Source organism: Kribbella pratensis, assembly GCF_004366075.1.
GTDB classification, from domain to species: Bacteria; Actinomycetota; Actinomycetes; order Propionibacteriales; family Kribbellaceae; genus Kribbella; species Kribbella pratensis.
The window spans coordinates 2,197,210-2,211,073 of sequence record NZ_SODU01000001.1 but is presented as its reverse complement, the minus strand read 5'-3'; the positions used below and the strand labels follow the sequence as shown (position 1 = coordinate 2,211,073).

15 protein-coding genes are annotated in these 13,864 nt (G+C 68.0%); 4 read left to right on the top strand and 11 right to left on the bottom strand.

Annotated features, from left to right (window positions below):
- Complete coding sequence (locus tag EV137_RS10485) at nt 1–1,242, top strand: hypothetical protein (RefSeq protein ID WP_134128149.1); 1,242 nt, start codon at nt 1–3, stop codon at nt 1,240–1,242.
- Nucleotide 1,243: 1 nt separating this feature from the next.
- Here EV137_RS10485 and EV137_RS10480 read toward each other — a convergent pair whose 3' ends face one another.
- Together EV137_RS10480 and EV137_RS10475 are read right to left on the bottom strand one after the other, a co-directional pair.
- A complete protein-coding gene (locus EV137_RS10480) occupies nt 1,244–1,846 on the bottom strand; it encodes an anti-sigma factor family protein (protein WP_134128147.1) in 603 nt (200 codons plus the stop codon).
- The gene (locus EV137_RS10475; RefSeq protein WP_134000537.1) at nt 1,843–2,343 is read right to left on the bottom strand and encodes a sigma-70 family RNA polymerase sigma factor; all 501 of its coding nucleotides are present in this window, start codon (nt 2,341–2,343) and stop codon (nt 1,843–1,845) included. Before EV137_RS10475 ends, EV137_RS10480 begins: the two co-directional genes overlap by 4 nt.
- 87 nt (nt 2,344–2,430) lie before the next feature.
- Between EV137_RS10475 and EV137_RS10470 the strand changes: the two genes are divergently transcribed.
- Nucleotides 2,431–2,931 carry a COG4315 family predicted lipoprotein gene (locus tag EV137_RS10470; RefSeq protein ID WP_134128145.1) on the top strand — a complete coding sequence of 167 codons (501 nt, stop codon included), beginning with the start codon at nt 2,431–2,433 and terminating at the stop codon, nt 2,929–2,931.
- On the opposite strand, the gene EV137_RS10465 is transcribed toward EV137_RS10470, so the two are convergent.
- The 9 genes from EV137_RS10465 to EV137_RS10425 form a co-directional block, all read right to left on the bottom strand.
- Nucleotides 2,925–4,961, bottom strand: coding sequence for a beta-galactosidase (locus EV137_RS10465; protein WP_134128143.1), 2,037 nt, complete (start codon nt 4,959–4,961; stop codon nt 2,925–2,927). The two genes, EV137_RS10470 and EV137_RS10465, sit on opposite strands and share 7 nt — an antisense overlap.
- A gap of 39 nt (nt 4,962–5,000) precedes the next feature.
- Nucleotides 5,001–5,852, bottom strand: coding sequence for a carbohydrate ABC transporter permease (locus tag EV137_RS10460; RefSeq protein WP_202870875.1), 852 nt, complete (start codon nt 5,850–5,852; stop codon nt 5,001–5,003).
- Nucleotides 5,849–6,790, bottom strand: coding sequence for a carbohydrate ABC transporter permease (locus EV137_RS10455; RefSeq protein WP_134128141.1), 942 nt, complete (start codon nt 6,788–6,790; stop codon nt 5,849–5,851). Before EV137_RS10455 ends, EV137_RS10460 begins: the two co-directional genes overlap by 4 nt.
- Nucleotides 6,787–8,169: an ABC transporter substrate-binding protein gene (locus tag EV137_RS10450; protein WP_202870874.1), complete on the bottom strand. Its 1,383-nt coding sequence runs from the start codon at nt 8,167–8,169 to the stop codon at nt 6,787–6,789. The genes EV137_RS10455 and EV137_RS10450 overlap by 4 nt, the downstream gene beginning before the upstream one ends.
- A gap of 93 nt (nt 8,170–8,262) precedes the next feature.
- Nucleotides 8,263–9,318 carry a LacI family DNA-binding transcriptional regulator gene (locus EV137_RS10445; RefSeq protein WP_134000528.1) on the bottom strand — a complete coding sequence of 352 codons (1,056 nt, stop codon included), beginning with the start codon at nt 9,316–9,318 and terminating at the stop codon, nt 8,263–8,265.
- A gap of 98 nt (nt 9,319–9,416) precedes the next feature.
- Nucleotides 9,417–9,950 carry a YbhB/YbcL family Raf kinase inhibitor-like protein gene (locus tag EV137_RS10440; RefSeq protein ID WP_202870873.1) on the bottom strand — a complete coding sequence of 178 codons (534 nt, stop codon included), beginning with the start codon at nt 9,948–9,950 and terminating at the stop codon, nt 9,417–9,419.
- 20 nt (nt 9,951–9,970) lie between these two features.
- On the bottom strand, nt 9,971–11,254 hold the full coding sequence (locus tag EV137_RS10435; RefSeq protein WP_134128139.1) for a phosphodiester glycosidase family protein: 1,284 nt from the start codon (nt 11,252–11,254) through the stop codon (nt 9,971–9,973).
- 76 nt (nt 11,255–11,330) lie between these two features.
- The gene (locus tag EV137_RS10430; protein ID WP_134128133.1) at nt 11,331–11,792 is read right to left on the bottom strand and encodes a nitroreductase/quinone reductase family protein; all 462 of its coding nucleotides are present in this window, start codon (nt 11,790–11,792) and stop codon (nt 11,331–11,333) included.
- Entirely contained in the window at nt 11,789–12,217 is a 429-nt protein-coding gene (locus EV137_RS10425) for a PPOX class F420-dependent oxidoreductase (protein WP_134128131.1), read from the bottom strand. The genes EV137_RS10430 and EV137_RS10425 overlap by 4 nt, the downstream gene beginning before the upstream one ends.
- A 72-nt stretch (nt 12,218–12,289) precedes the next feature.
- Between EV137_RS10425 and EV137_RS10420 the strand changes: the two genes are divergently transcribed.
- Together EV137_RS10420 and EV137_RS10415 are read left to right on the top strand one after the other, a co-directional pair.
- Nucleotides 12,290–12,805, top strand: coding sequence for a MarR family winged helix-turn-helix transcriptional regulator (locus tag EV137_RS10420; protein ID WP_166679818.1), 516 nt, complete (start codon nt 12,290–12,292; stop codon nt 12,803–12,805).
- A 68-nt stretch (nt 12,806–12,873) separates the two neighbouring features.
- Entirely contained in the window at nt 12,874–13,800 is a 927-nt protein-coding gene (locus tag EV137_RS10415; protein ID WP_134000516.1) for an AEC family transporter, read from the top strand.
- Nucleotides 13,801–13,864 lie beyond the last annotated feature (64 nt).

Genomic DNA, 13,864 nt, shown 5'->3' with positions numbered 1-13,864 from the left:
ATGAAGAAGACGCTTGCTGCTACAGCGATTGCGGCGACGGTGCTGACCCTCACCGCGACCACCGCCGAGGCGCACATTGCTGCTCCCACCTGGGTGGCGGCGAACAGTGTCTCCACCGGCGATCAGGACGCAGCCTCCGTTGCGATCAACCGCAACGGGTACGTCGCGGTGGCGTGGGAGGACGACCGCGACACCGACAACGCGACCGACAACGTGCACAGCGAGATCTACCTGCGGCTCTTCCGCAACGGCACTGCGGTGTACGAGACGAAGCTGTCCGCGGGCGGAAGTAGCGGTGTGACGAACTGGCGGCACCTGCACCCGGACGTCGGCCTGGACGACAAGGGCAACGCCGTCGTGGTGTGGCAGGACGACCCGGACGGCAACGGGTACTACAACATCCCGTACCGCGTCGTGAACACCGCCGGCACCGTCACAGCGTCCGGCAACTCCAACAGCAGCTCCACCGGCCAGCAGATCAACCCGCGAGTCGCTGTCGACCCGGACGGCGCACCGTCCGGTGCTGCAGTCGCATTCACCGTGGCGTGGGAAGACATCCAGACCGGTACGCCGGCAACAGTGAAGGCGGCCGGCTTCACCGGACCGGCCACACGCGCCTGGGAGGTGACCGCCTCGCAGACCACCGGTCAGCACCACAACCCGGATGTGGCCGTGTCGGCGTCAGGTGACGCGGTCGTCGTGTGGGACGAGGACGGCGACGCCAACGGCGACTACAACATCGGACTGATCCGGCTGGGCCGCACGAACGGTGCAGCCACGCTGTCGCGCCGGGTCGCCAACTCGAACACCACAGGTCAGCAGACGCATCCAGCTGCGGCAGCCAACTTCAACGGCGATTTCGCGGCCGCCTGGGAGTCGGCCGGCGCTGTGGCGACGCGTGCGTTCAACACTGCGGGCACTGCTCGGTACGCCGACGTACAGGTCGCGGCTGCTGGTGTGGCACCGTCGATTGGTATCGACGACCAGTCACAGACGGTCGTGGGCTGGACAGTGGCCGGCGCTGATCCGGACGTGTGGGTACGTGGCTTCGGCACCGACGGCACCGACACAGGTCGGCTGTCGGCGCAGCGGCTGAGCTCCGTGGCCACAGGTAGGCAGGAGCAGATGACGGTCGCGGTGTCGCCGTTCGCCGAAGTAGCGGTCGCCTACACCGACGACAACGACGGAAACACCTACGACCAGGTCTACCTGGGCACGGGAATCTCCAACAACAGTTGGTGAGTCAGCGCGTCGTGGGGGACACCGTGCTCAGTACGGTGTCTCCTGCGTCGACCACTTCGAGGTGGTCGATGTCGCGGAGCGGGAGCGACGTACTCGCGGGAACCTGTGCGTGGTAGCTGCCGTTAGCAGCCCACCAGCCGGCTGTCTCTACGGTTCCGTCGCGGCCGTGGACGACGAGCATGCAGTGCTCGTACGGCTTCAGGTCGGTCAGGCGGAGCTGGATGTCCGTGCCCCAGCCACGGCTGACCAGCTTGGCCGTCGTGTCGAGACCGCCAACCCCGTCCGTCGCCGTCCACGTTGCTGACGCCGGAGCGGACAGCAGTCCCCAGCCGGCGACACCAGCCATCGATGCCGCTGCTGCGGCGGCCAGCACCCACCGCGGCCGCCTCTTCTTGCTCAGCTGAAGCGGAGCGGGCTCCGGCTGCTCCGCTTCGATGTCCTCGACCGGTACGGCGTGCAGCAGCCCAGGCAGATGCGCGAACTGCAGCAACGTCTCGCGGCACGCCGTACAGGTCACGAGGTGCTCCTCGACCGCGAGACGCTCGGACGCCTCCAGCGCACCGAGCACAAAGGCCCCGATCGACATCGTCTCCGGGCACGTCATGAGCCAGTCACTCCTCGTTCCTCCAGCGCGGCGCGCAACGCGTGCAGTGCGTAGTAGCTGCGCGACTTCACCGTTCCCGGCGGTACACCGAGGACAGCGGCCGCCTCGTTGACGGTGAGCCGGCGGTAGAACAGTTCGACGATCACCTGCCGGTGGTCCTTACTGAGTCCCCGCAGTACGTCGATCACCTGCCAGACCTGCAGCACACGATCGATGTCGTCGCCGAGCGCCGGGAACTCGCGGTCCTCGATCGGCACCTCCGTCGCCCGCGCGGTCTGCCTGCGGCGCCCGGAGATCACCAGGTTGCGGGCGACCGTGAACAGCCAGCGCCCGGCCCGGTCCGGGTCCAGGTCGGCCGCATGCGTCCAGGCGCGCGTCATCGTCTCCTGCACGATGTCCTCGGCGTACTGCCGGTCGCCCACGGAGCGCAGGACATACCCGAACAGCGGCCGCCGGTACTTGTCGTACAGCGCGCGGATCACCGTGTCGTCATCCACACCCAGGGAATACGCGGTACGGCGGTGAAAGGTTCAACTGAACCGCCGGGCCGGATCTCGCGTATCTGTGGGGGAGAGGAGATCTCGATGAAAACCAAAATCTTGTTGCTAGGAGCAACGGTGGCGGCGCTCGGCGCGCTCACCGCCTGCGGTGCCGACGCGCAACCTTCCGGTGGTGGCGCCCCCGCGGCGGCCGCCGTCTCGGTGAAGGACGTCAGCGGTGTCGGTCAGACGCTGGTCGACGCCTCCGGGAAGACGTTGTACTTCGCCGACCAGGAGGCCGGCGGCGCGATCAAGTGCACCACCAGCTGCCTGAGCTTCTGGATGCCCGCGACCGGCGACCCGCAGGCTGTGAAGGGCTTGGCCACGATCAAGCGCTCCGACACCGGTGCGGAGCAGCTCACCTTCCAGGGCAAGCCGCTCTACACCTTCAAACTCGACACCGCCGCCGGCGAGGCCAAGGGCAACAACCTCGCCGACGCGTTCTCCGGTGTCGACTTCACCTGGCACGCCGCAACCACCACAGCCGCCGCCCCTACGCAGGCTCCTTCGTCGTCGGACGGCGGCGGCTACGGCAACGGCTACTGATCCGGCTCGACGAGCACCCGCACGTCCCAGGGGCCGAGGTCCAGCTTGCCGTTGGTCGGCTGGTTCGCGAGTACGTCGTGAGCCGGCCCGGGCAGCTTGAGGTCGACGCTGTCCCACGACCAGTTGTGGACGAACCGGATCCGCCGGCCATCCGCACTGGTCGCGGAGGTGACGGTCACCCCGGCCGGCAGATCGGTCCAGGCCGCGGGTTTGATCCACCGGAACAGCGCCGCGGACAAGGCCGGGTTCGGCACGGTGCCGACGTACGTGATCCGGCCGGAGCCGTGTGCCCGCGAGGTGATCGCCGGCCACCGCCCGAAATGCGGGTCGTCGTAACCCACCAGTACGTCGGCGCCGTCGACGGTGAGCCCATCGATCCAGCGGCTCCCTGCGGCGCCGGTGCCCAGTTCCAGACCGGTGCCGCGTACTGGTACGTCCACGCTGACGTTGCTGAACTCGTCGTACCAGACGCCGGCTGCGGCGGCGAGCTTGGCCGGCTGTACGTCCGTGCGCGCGCGTGCCTCGTGATCGGCATACCCGGTGCGCGGTCCGACGACCAGGTGCCCACCAGCCTCGGCGTACGCGACCAGTTGGTCCAGCAGTTCGGTGTCGGCCAGGTAGAGCGCCGGTACGACGAGAACCGGGGCGTCCTGCACCGAGCCGGTGAACTGGCTCGTGTGCAGGATGCGGACCTGCAGACCGGCGTCGAAAGCCCCACGATAGAAGGCATCGAAGAACCCGTGGTACGAACGCTCGTCCGGGCTGCCGTCCGCGTGCGCGAGCGCCGGGTACTTCTGCATCAGCCACTTGCTCGGCGTCGAGTAGAGCATCGTCACGTCGCTGTCCGGAGTGAGGTCGGCGACGAGTGAGCCGGCGGCCTCGAACTCGGCACCGAGTTGCGTGACCTCCCGGTACATGCGGCCCGGCTGCCCGCTGTGGGGGAGGACTCCGCCCCAGTACGTCTCCGTGCCGAAGTGCAGCGTGTGCCAGTGCCAGTACTCGATCATCTTGGCGCCACGTGACACGAGCGCCCACGCGGCCTGCCGCCACTGGCCGTCGTACGCCGGGCGGTTCTGCCACGGGGCGCCGATCGCCTGGGCGTTGGTCTCGGTGACGAGGAAGGGGCTCTGCTTGGACGAGTACATCCGGTCCGCGCTGAGATAGAGCGCCCAGGTGCCGTTGGTGGTCCAGCCCTGGCTGGCCGACCCGGCGTGCGGGTGCTGCAGTCCGTCCTGCATGGAGTAGTACGGGTTCCCCGCCGTCAGGTCGAGGCGTCGTACCAGCTCGTCGTCGGCGACGGCAGGGCGGTCGTAGGCGATGCAGGTGGTCACAAACTGGTCCGGACGAGCGTACTCGCGGACGATGTCGGCCTGCCAGCCGATGAACTCGGTCGTCTGGTCCGCCTGGAACTGCCGCCACGCGACGTCGTACTGCGGCTGCACGTTGCCGTCCGGCGTCCACAGGTCGGCCCAGTCCGACAGCCGGTGCGACCAGTAGACGAGACCCCACTCGTCGTTCAGCGTCTGCACGTCACCGTACTTGTGCCGCAGGCTGTCCACGAACCGCTGGAACACGCCGTGATTGTGCAGCAACTCGTTGCCCGGCTCGTTGTCGACCTGATAGCCGATGACCGCCGGGTGATCGGCGTACCGTTCCACGATCTTGCGGATCACCCGCTCGGCGTGGAAGCGGAAGCCGGGGTGAGTGAAGTCCACCTCCTGCCGCGCGCCCCACCCGATCCGCTGACCCGTCTTACGCTCCCCGGTGATCTCCGGGTACAGGCGGGCCAGCCACGGCGGGACGGCGTACGTCGGGGTGCCGAGCAGCACCGCGATACCGCGGGAATGCGCGCCGTCGAGAACAGGCTGCAGCCAGTCCAGGTCGAACCGCCCGTTCTCCGGCTCCCATGTCGACCACACCGACTCGCCCACGCGGATCACCGAGAACCGCGCCTCGGCCATCAGGTCGAGATCGAGCTCGAGCCGGTCGTTCGGTTGATATTCGTGGTAGTACGCAGCTCCGAAAAGCACACGTTCGTGCACAGTAGTTTCTCCAAATTTAGAAGGGAATCAGGCTTTGATGCCGCCGGAGGCCAGCCCCGACTGCCAGTACCGCTGCAGCAGCAGGAACGCGGCGATCAGCGGGATCACCGACAGGAACGAACCGGTGATCACCAGGGACAGCACTGCACCGGTCGTCCCGCCGCCGGCACCGGCCTGAGACGACCACTGCGCGAGCCCCACCGTGACCGGGTACAGGTCGGGGTTGTTGAGCATGATGAGCGGCAGGAAGTAGTTGTTCCAGGTCGCGACCAGCGTGAACAGCACCACCGTGACGATGCCCGGGGCAAGCATCCGGGCCGCGACCTGGAAGAAGATGCGGAACTCACCCGCCCCGTCGATCCGCGCGGCCTCGATGATCCCGTCCGGAACCGCGTCCTGGGCATAGATGCGCATCAGGAACAGGCCGAACGGGCTGACCAGTGACGGCAGGATGATCGCCCACGGCGTGTTCACCAGCCCGGCCTTGCTGAACAGCAGGTACGTCGGGATCGCGAGGGCCGTGGTCGGCACCATGATCGCACCGAGCACGAGCCCGGACATCGCGGCGTTCCCCCGGAACCGGTACTTGGCGAAGCCGTACCCGGCGAGCGCACACAGGAACGCCGCCCCGCCCGCGCTGACCACCGAGTAGAAGACGGTGTTGGCCATCCAGCGGGAAAACACCCAGTCGCCGTTCGTCACGGTGGCGCGGATGTTGGACCACAGCGAGAAGTCGTCGGCGAACCACAGGCCGAAGCTCGAGAACAGGTTGCCCACCGTCTTGGTCGAGGCCACGAACAACCAGAACAACGGCAGCAGGAAGTAGATCAGCAACGCCACCATGCAGATGGTCAGCACGTTGCTGTGTCGTGCCCTCATGACCGGCTCCTTCGGGTCGTGACGAACAGAACGGCGTACGACACGACGACGATGACGGCGCCGAGCAGGAACGAGACCGTCGCGGCGTAGTTCACCTCCTGACCCGTGAAGGCCAGGGTGTACCCGTAGAGGTTCGGTGTGTAGCCGCCGTCGATGACGCTGGGCGCGAGCCGCTGCATCAGCTGTGGCTCGCTGAACAGCTGGAAGCTGCCGATGACCGAGAAGATCAGGCAGACCAGCAGGGCCGGCCGGAGCGCCGGGATCTTGATGCTCCACGCCGTCCGGATCGCCCCGGCGCCGTCCACCGCGGCGGCCTCGTACAGGTCGTGCGGTACGGCCCGCAGAGCGGCGTACAGGATGATCATGTTGTAGCCGGTGAACTCCCAGGTGACGATGTTCGCGATGGAGCCGAGCATCCAATCGCTGCTGAGGAACTTCGGTGGCGACAGGCTCAGCTTGTCTGCCAGTTGGGCGAACAGACCGAAGTCCTGGCCGTAGAGGTAGCCCCACATCAAGGTGGCGACCACGGCTGGGACGGCGTACGGCAGGAAGATGCCGAGCCGGAAGCCCTTCGCCACCCGGAGCAGCCCGCTGTCGATGGCCAGCGCCGCGAACAACGCGATCGCGAGCATGATCGGCACCTGGATCAGGAAGAACAGCCCGACCCGGCCGACTCCGTGCAGCAACCGCGGATCCGTGAGCGCCCGGGTGTAGTTGCCGAGCCCGGCGAACACCGTGCCGCCGATCAGCCGCTCCTGGAACAGGCTCAGGTACGCCGCGTACGCGAGCGGCAACACCAGCAGGCCCAGGAAGACCAGCATGAACGGCGCGACGAAGAGGTAGCCCGTGCGGGCGTGGCTCACGCCGCGCGCCCGCCGGCGTACGTCGGCCCGGCTCGGCGCCCGCGCGCCGAGCCGATCGGTCGTGTTGACGCTCATTGCTCGACCTTGAAGCCCTGGTTCTTCGCGTACTTCGTGGTCCGGTCCTGCCACTGGTCGAGGGCGGTGCTGGTATCGCTCTTGTTCGCGAACGACTTACCGACGGTCTCGCCCCAGTCGCTGTAGGCCTGGTCCAGGAACGGCGGCCACTGGAACTTCGTGTCCACGGTGTCGCTGATCCCCGCGAACAGCTTGTTCACCGTCTGGCCACCGTAGAAGGGCAGCGGGCGGTCGACGAACGAGGTGTCGGCCAACAGGGACTTCGTCACCGGGAAGAGGAACTGCTGGGTCGCGAACATCTTCGTCGACTCGGGATCGGTGTTGATGAACTCGGCCAGCTTCGCCGCCGCGATCGGGTTCTTCGTCCCCTGCACCACCGCGGTCGTGGAGCCGCCCCAGTTGCCGGAGACGTTCTTGCCCGCCTCCCATTGCGGGAGCGGCGCCGCGCGCCACTTGCCGCTGGTCGCCTTCGCACTGCCTTCGAGGAAGACCGGGCCCCACGCCGCGGTGATCCAGGTGGCGTACTTGCCGCGGTTCAGCGCCTGGTACCACTGGTCGTTGAAGTCGGCGTCGGTCGAGACCGAGCCGTCCTTGATCAGTCCGCTCCAGTAGTCGGCGACCTTCTTGGATTCCGCACCGTTCAGATCGACCTTGACCGAGTCGGCACCGGTGTTCTCGAACGGCTTCACGCCGGCCTGCCAGAGCAGGCCGAACCACACGCCGGCCTGGCTCTGCGCGAGGTTCGTCAGGTAGAGCTTGGGATCCGCGGCGTGCAACTTGCGGGCCGCCGCCGCGAACTCGTCCCACGTCTTGGGTACGGCGATGCCGTACTTGTCGAAGATGTCCTTGCGGTAGAGCATCCCCATCGGTCCGCTGTCCTGCGGGACCGCCCAGACCTCGCCGTTGGAGCCGACCACCTGCTGCCAGGTCCACCCGACGAACTTGTCCTTCAGCGCCTCGGCGCCGTACGGGCGCAGGTCCATCAGGCTCTTGGTGAGCGAGAACGTCGGGATGTACTGGAACTCGATCTGAACGGCGTCCGGGAAGCCGGCCTTGGCTTTCAGAGCCGTGCGCAGCTTGGTGTACTGCGGTCCGCCCTGCCCGGCGTTGACCACCTTCACCTTGATCGCGGGGTACTTCTTCTGGAACAGGTCGACTTCCTTCTGGATGTTCGGCACCCAGGTCCAGAAGGTGAGGTCGGTAGGCGTGGACATGGCCTTGTCGATGTCGGCCTGGCTGACGGTCTTGGCCGCCGCGGGCTGACCGCCGGAGCTGTCACCGCCACCGCCGCAGGCGGCCAGGGCGAGACTGCCGCTCAGGACGAGCGCCGCGGCGAGCGCGACTCGGCGCCGCAGGGATGTGCGTTGGAAACGGAACACGTGGAACAACTCCTTGGGATCTGAGCAAACTTCACCCGGGATCGCGGCCTCGGCCGGCCGGTGCGGACCGCCCCTCAGGGCAGACGTGTCGGTTCAGCGGTGCCGCTCGGGTGGAGCGGCAGTGGAGTGGCGGATGACCAGCCGGAGTGATGGTCGCTCCGGCGCGGGAGACCGGTCGCCGGTGGGCGACTCGATCTCCTTGACGAGGTTGGCGATCCCGCGGGCGACATGGAGGTCGAAGTCCTGCGGGACGGTGGTCAGTGGGGGTGTCAGGAACGCCGCCGTCGGGATGTCGTCGAATCCGACGATGCTGACGTCGCCGGGGACCGATCGGCCGGCCTCGGTCAGCGCGCGCAGCACACCGATGGCCATGTCGTCGTTGGCGACGAAGATCGCGGTGACGTCGTCGTCGGCTGCCAGTTGCTGACCGGCCGCGTAGCCCGAAGCGGGAAGCCAATCACCTTCCAGCACGGGTGGTTCCGGGGCGCCGGCGTCGGCGAGGGCCTGTCGCCAGCCGGCCATCCGTTCCCGGGCGGCCCACCAGCGATGCGGGCCGGCGACGTGCCAGACCGTCCGGTGTCCGAGGCCGAGCAGATGTTCGGTCGCGGCCCGGCCGGCGTCGACGTTGTCGCCGCCGGTGTCCAGGCTCGGCTTCGCGGTGAGACCCGGGAGCCGTCCGAAACTGAGAACCGGGATGTCGACGTCGATCGGCCGGGCGTCGCCGCCCTCGTCGATCGGTTCGGACAAGATGATGCCGTCCACCCCCTGCACCAGCAGGTGCTCGATCGCGTCGGCGACGGTGTCGCCTTCGAGGGTGTTGACGATGCTGACCGAGTAGCCGGTGGTGCGGAGGGTGCGTTCGATCGCCACCAACTGCGTTGCCGGACCGAACAGCGCCGTACCGAGGCAGACGACGCCGATCCGTTGGGTGCGGCCGGAGTTCAGCGCTCGCGCGGCGTCGTTGCGGCGGTATCCGAGCTCCCGCATCGCGGCCTGAACCCGGAGCCGGACCTCCTCCTTGACGTACGGCTCGCCGTTGACGACCCGGGACACGGTCTTCTGCGAGACACCGGCCAGCCGGGCGACGTCCGTACTCCCCGGACGACGGCGCGCCCGACCGTCCTCGGAGCCCGGTTTCGCCACGGTCATGGAGCCTCCACCTCTTGACGTTGTGACTACGCAGTCAGGTTCTGTCTACGTAGTCAGAACGTCAATGGCTCGTTCGATGTGACCTGCATCACGCAAGTTCAGCGGGAGTAGAGGCCGGTGATCCGGCCGCGGGCGATGGTCTTGGCGTCGATCGCCTTCAATGCTTCGTCGAGGCCGGCGCCGTCCAGGAGGCCGGTCGCGCCGGACAACGCGTAGACGGTGAAGCGGTAGTGGTGCGTACCGCTCGGCGGACAGGGGCCGTAGTACCCGGTCCTACCGGCGGAGTTCTTCGCCTGCTTGACGCCCGGCAACACGCCGCCTTCAGCCAGAGAGGCGGCAGCCGCTTCGAGGTCGAGCACGATCCAGTGGGTGAACGTGCCGTGGGGTGCATCGGGGTCGTCGACGACCAGAGCCAACGCTCCGGAGTTCGCCGGGATGTCCTTCCAGGCGAGCGGTGGCGGCACCCCCTCGCCGTCGCAGGTGTACTTGCGCGGGATCGTCTCGCCGTCGCGGAACGCCGGACTGGTCACTGTGATGCTCGAGGGTGCGGTCACGGCAGGCTCCTTCCCGGACCCGGCGCCGCCGCAGGCGGCCGTGCTCATCAGCACAGCCACCAACAGCAGCAGTCGCATGCTTTCAACGTACTACCGGTTCAGCCCTTCGGGACGAAGACGATCGCGTCGCCGACTGCGCGCTCGGCGCCGCCGGTGCTGCTCGGGTGGTTGACGACGGTGCCGTCGCCGAGCGCCATCGCGGTGGAGCCGCCGCCGTCCAGGTTGATGGCGTCGTAGAGGCCGAGTGCCTTGGCTACCGCGGCGGTCTCGTCCATCGTGGTGCCGACGCTCGTGGTCTGGCGGCCGTCGATGGTGGCGAGAACGATCTTGCCGCCGCGCGTGGTCCCGGCGATCGTGCGCGGGTTGCGATCGAAGAAGCTTCCGGTGCCGTCCGGTACGACGATCTCGCCGTTCTTCGTCAACTGGTAGCGACCGGTCACGCCGTACAGGCCGCTGCGCAACGGGACCGTGCGGCCGTTCTCGTCCGACACCGCGAGCTCCGTGCGCAGGCAGCCCTTTGCCAGCTTCAGGAGCGCGACGGTGTCCTGGCCGGTCGCCTGCACTGACGTCTGGCTAGGGCTGAGCGCCGTACCCCGCGTGGTCGACGTACGGACGACGCAACCGCGGCGGTCGAGTACGACCTCGACGCCGGCGCCGGCCGGAGTCGAGGCGGCGAACTCGGGCGTGAACCGGACGACGTCACCCGGCACCGTGCAGGCGGTCTGGTCGGGGAGCGTCGCACACGCGGCCGGGATCACCGGCGGGTGGTTGAGGAACTCGAGCGGCAGTTGAGCGCCGGTGAATAGATTGCGGACTGCGCCGGTCCAGCGCAGATGGCCGGTCACCACTCTGTTGCTCTTGGCATCGATCACGAGGTTGGCCTCGGTCGGATCGGCGAGCGGCTCGCTGAGCAGCTTGCCGTCGGAGAGGCCGAGCCCGACCGGGTCGCCCGGGTACTGCGGGTTCGCGGTGAAGGTGAAGAACGACGCGTTCACGCCCGCCAGCGCGCCGGACGACTTCACCAGGTCCGAGGTCTTCTCGACGCGGGCCAGGTCAGGGCCGTACGTCGCCTTCAGGTGGCCGTCGGCCGTCCGGGGGTCGATCGTGAGCACGTTGACGACCCAGGGGCCGCGCGGCGTGGTGTTGATCTGGTCGGCCGGCGCCGGGTCGGTTCCACGGACGATCCGGGTCAGCGTCACGCCGCGCGCCAGCGTGCGGTCGGTCCGGGTCTCGACCAGATCGGCGTCCCCGATCGGCAGGCCCTGCACGGCCGTTTGCAGGCGCACCGGTGCGGCGCCGGCCGTCGACAATCCAGTCGCCAGGACGCCGAACACCGCGGCCGTGCCGAGGGCAGCCTTGAACACTCGAGCGGAAGTAGTCATGCCGCCTATCCTCCGAGCAGGCGGTGGAATCTTTCTAGACCTCGCTCTGACTTGTCAGCATCTTCCAGGTGACGGTTCAGTGCCGCTCGACGAGCCGGATGACCGGGAGCTCGCGATCGGTCTGTTCCTGGTACTTCGCGAAACCGGGCGCCGCTGTGGTGATGCGCTCCCACGCCTCCGCACGCTCCGCTCCGTGCAACTGCTCGGCGTGGACCTCGATCGCCTCGCCGGCGACCTCGATGCGGACCTGGTCGGGGTTCGCGGCCAGGTTGTAGTACCACGCCGGGTTGCCGGCCGCGCCGGCCGCGGAGGCGACGATCAGCCGGTTGCCGTCCGCGTCGGCGAACCAGGCGACCGGCGTCGCCCGCTCGGCGCCGGACTTCCGCCCGAGCGTCCGCAGTACCAACGCGTCGCCGCCCCTGAACTTGCCGCCACCGCGCCGCCGGATACGACGGGCGTTGAACCTGTTGAACCAGTGCAGGAGCCGGCCGCCGGGCTGCCGAGCGCCGCGAGTGCCAGGACGAGTGTCGAAGCTCATCGGCTCGTCACCGCCTCCGGCGTGTGCACGGTGCGCGTCGTGGTGACCAAGGTGTCGTGGGTGAACGGACGGCCCTCGAGGTTGAAGCTCCAGGACACGGTCGGCGTGATCCGGAGGTACTCCGACGTACCGAACTGACCGTCGCGCTCGACGAGGTCCGCCTCACCGTAGATCCGCAGGTAGCGCGGGACCCACGGACGCGTGGACACCAGATCGTCGACGACGAACGCGACCTTGGTGTTTCCGTCACGGACGTTGCGGTGCTTGCGGGTGCGGACCGGGTCGATCCCGCCGATGTAGAGGTGCGTCCCGTCGTACTCGAAACCGACCGGGACGGCGTCCGGCTGACCGTCGCCCGAGACGGTGGCGAGGCGGCCCAGGGGCTGGGACCGCAGATAGGCGATCTCCGCTTCGCTGAAGGACATCGGTTCTCCTCTGATAGTTAATGGCATTTACTGTATGCGTCATTAACTATACATCCCATGTACCGTGGGGAGGTGAGCAAGACTTCATCGGAACGCGCCCGACCCCGCGGCGGGCGATTCGCCGGGTTCGCGCAGGTCCACGGCGCCGGTGTGGACCCTGCGGAGCTGGATGTGGCTGGTGGGTTGGTGCAGCTCACCGGCGTGGTTCAGGGGCTCTACGCGGGCATCTCCGAGCGGCATGACCTGACGCCGGTGCAGGCGAAGCTGCTGTGCGTCCTGCTCGACGGGCCCAAAGGCATGGCTGAACTCGCGCAGTGCTTCGGGGTCGAGAAGGCCGCGCTCACCGGTCTGATGGACCGCGCCGAGAGGCGCGGCCTGGCCGAGCGCTCGCCGGTCCCCGGCGATCGGCGCGCCGTGCAGGTGACGCTGACCGACGTCGGCCGCCGGGCCGCGATCGCCTTCCACGCCGAGGTCGGCGAGGCCCTGAACGAGCTGATCGGGCATCTCAGCGCTGCCGACCGGGAACACTTCCAGGCAGTCATGGCCGGCATCATCACGAGGTGCCGCACGTCACCATCCAGCTCCTGAGCACCCACGCGTCGCGGACAGCGCTTCCCCCTACGATCGACGGGTGTCCACCCCGCTGAGAAGCTGAGATGTCCGCCGTCGTAGGTGCCTTCGGCGCACTGGTCGCTGTGGCCGTGCTGGGGTACGTCGTCGGCATCTTCGGCGTACTGCGGAAGGACGACGAGCTCGTACTGTCTCGGCTGGCGTTCTTCGTGGCGACTCCGGCGCTGCTGTTCACGACCGTCGCGCGGGCGGACCTGCGGGCGATCTTCTCGGTGGTGCTGGTCACGAACCTGGTGAGCCTGTTCGTGGTGCAGGCGTTGTTCCTGTTGATCGCCGCGGTCATCTGGCGGCGCACGCGGTCCCAGGCGACGATCGGAGTGCTCGCGTCGTCGTACGTGAACGCGGGGAATCTCGGCGTACCGGTGGCGGCGTACGTGCTGGGGGACGGTGCGTTGGTCGCACCAATCGTGTTGTTCCAGGTGCTGATCATGGCGCCGGTCGCGTTCGCCGTACTGGACGGTGACCGGCAGGGGAGCGGACGGCGCGTGTCGCTGCGGACCATCGTCACGCGGCCGTTCCGCAATCCGTTGACGGTGGCATCGCTGCTCGGGCTGCTGGTGTCGGTGGTCGGCGTACGGCTGCCGGAGCTGGTGATGCGGCCGATCGACCTGGTCGCCGCAGCAGCGGTTCCCGTCGCCCTGGTGGCATACGGCCTCAGCCTGAGCGCAGGCACCAAGGACTCGATCACCGTACGGCGGGACGTCGTACTAGCCGTTGCACTAAAGACGTTCGTGCAACCACTGACGGCGTACGCAATCGCCCGCTGGGCCCTGGACCTCCACGGCACGGCCCTCCTGGCCCCGACCCTCCTGGCCGCCCTACCCACAGCCCAGAACGTCTACGTCTACGCCGTCCACTACCGAGCCAGCCGCACCCTGGCCCGCAGCGCAGTCCTCCTCAGCACCCTGCTCTCAATCCCGGTCATGGTCCTCATCGCAGGCCTCCTCACCTGAGCGCAATCCTGGAGAAGACAGGCGTTCCGGGCGACAGCCGGAACTGCACGCCGGAGCCCGAGGA

Bases quoted from the DNA above. Each gene is read 5' to 3' on its own strand.
- EV137_RS10485 (WP_134128149.1), top strand. From the start codon at position 1: ATGAAGAAGACGCTTGCTGCTACAGCGATTGCGGCGACGGTGCTGACC.
- EV137_RS10480 (WP_134128147.1), bottom strand. From the start codon at position 1,846: ATGACGTGCCCGGAGACGATGTCGATCGGGGCCTTTGTGCTCGGTGCG.
- EV137_RS10470 (WP_134128145.1), top strand. From the start codon at position 2,431: ATGAAAACCAAAATCTTGTTGCTAGGAGCAACGGTGGCGGCGCTCGGC.
- EV137_RS10460 (WP_202870875.1), bottom strand. From the start codon at position 5,852: ATGAGGGCACGACACAGCAACGTGCTGACCATCTGCATGGTGGCGTTG.
- EV137_RS10455 (WP_134128141.1), bottom strand. From the start codon at position 6,790: ATGAGCGTCAACACGACCGATCGGCTCGGCGCGCGGGCGCCGAGCCGG.
- EV137_RS10445 (WP_134000528.1), bottom strand. From the start codon at position 9,318: ATGACCGTGGCGAAACCGGGCTCCGAGGACGGTCGGGCGCGCCGTCGT.
- EV137_RS10440 (WP_202870873.1), bottom strand. From the start codon at position 9,950: ATGCGACTGCTGCTGTTGGTGGCTGTGCTGATGAGCACGGCCGCCTGC.
- EV137_RS10435 (WP_134128139.1), bottom strand. From the start codon at position 11,254: ATGACTACTTCCGCTCGAGTGTTCAAGGCTGCCCTCGGCACGGCCGCG.
- EV137_RS10430 (WP_134128133.1), bottom strand. From the start codon at position 11,792: ATGAGCTTCGACACTCGTCCTGGCACTCGCGGCGCTCGGCAGCCCGGC.
- EV137_RS10425 (WP_134128131.1), bottom strand. From the start codon at position 12,217: ATGTCCTTCAGCGAAGCGGAGATCGCCTATCTGCGGTCCCAGCCCCTG.
- EV137_RS10415 (WP_134000516.1), top strand. From the start codon at position 12,874: ATGTCCGCCGTCGTAGGTGCCTTCGGCGCACTGGTCGCTGTGGCCGTG.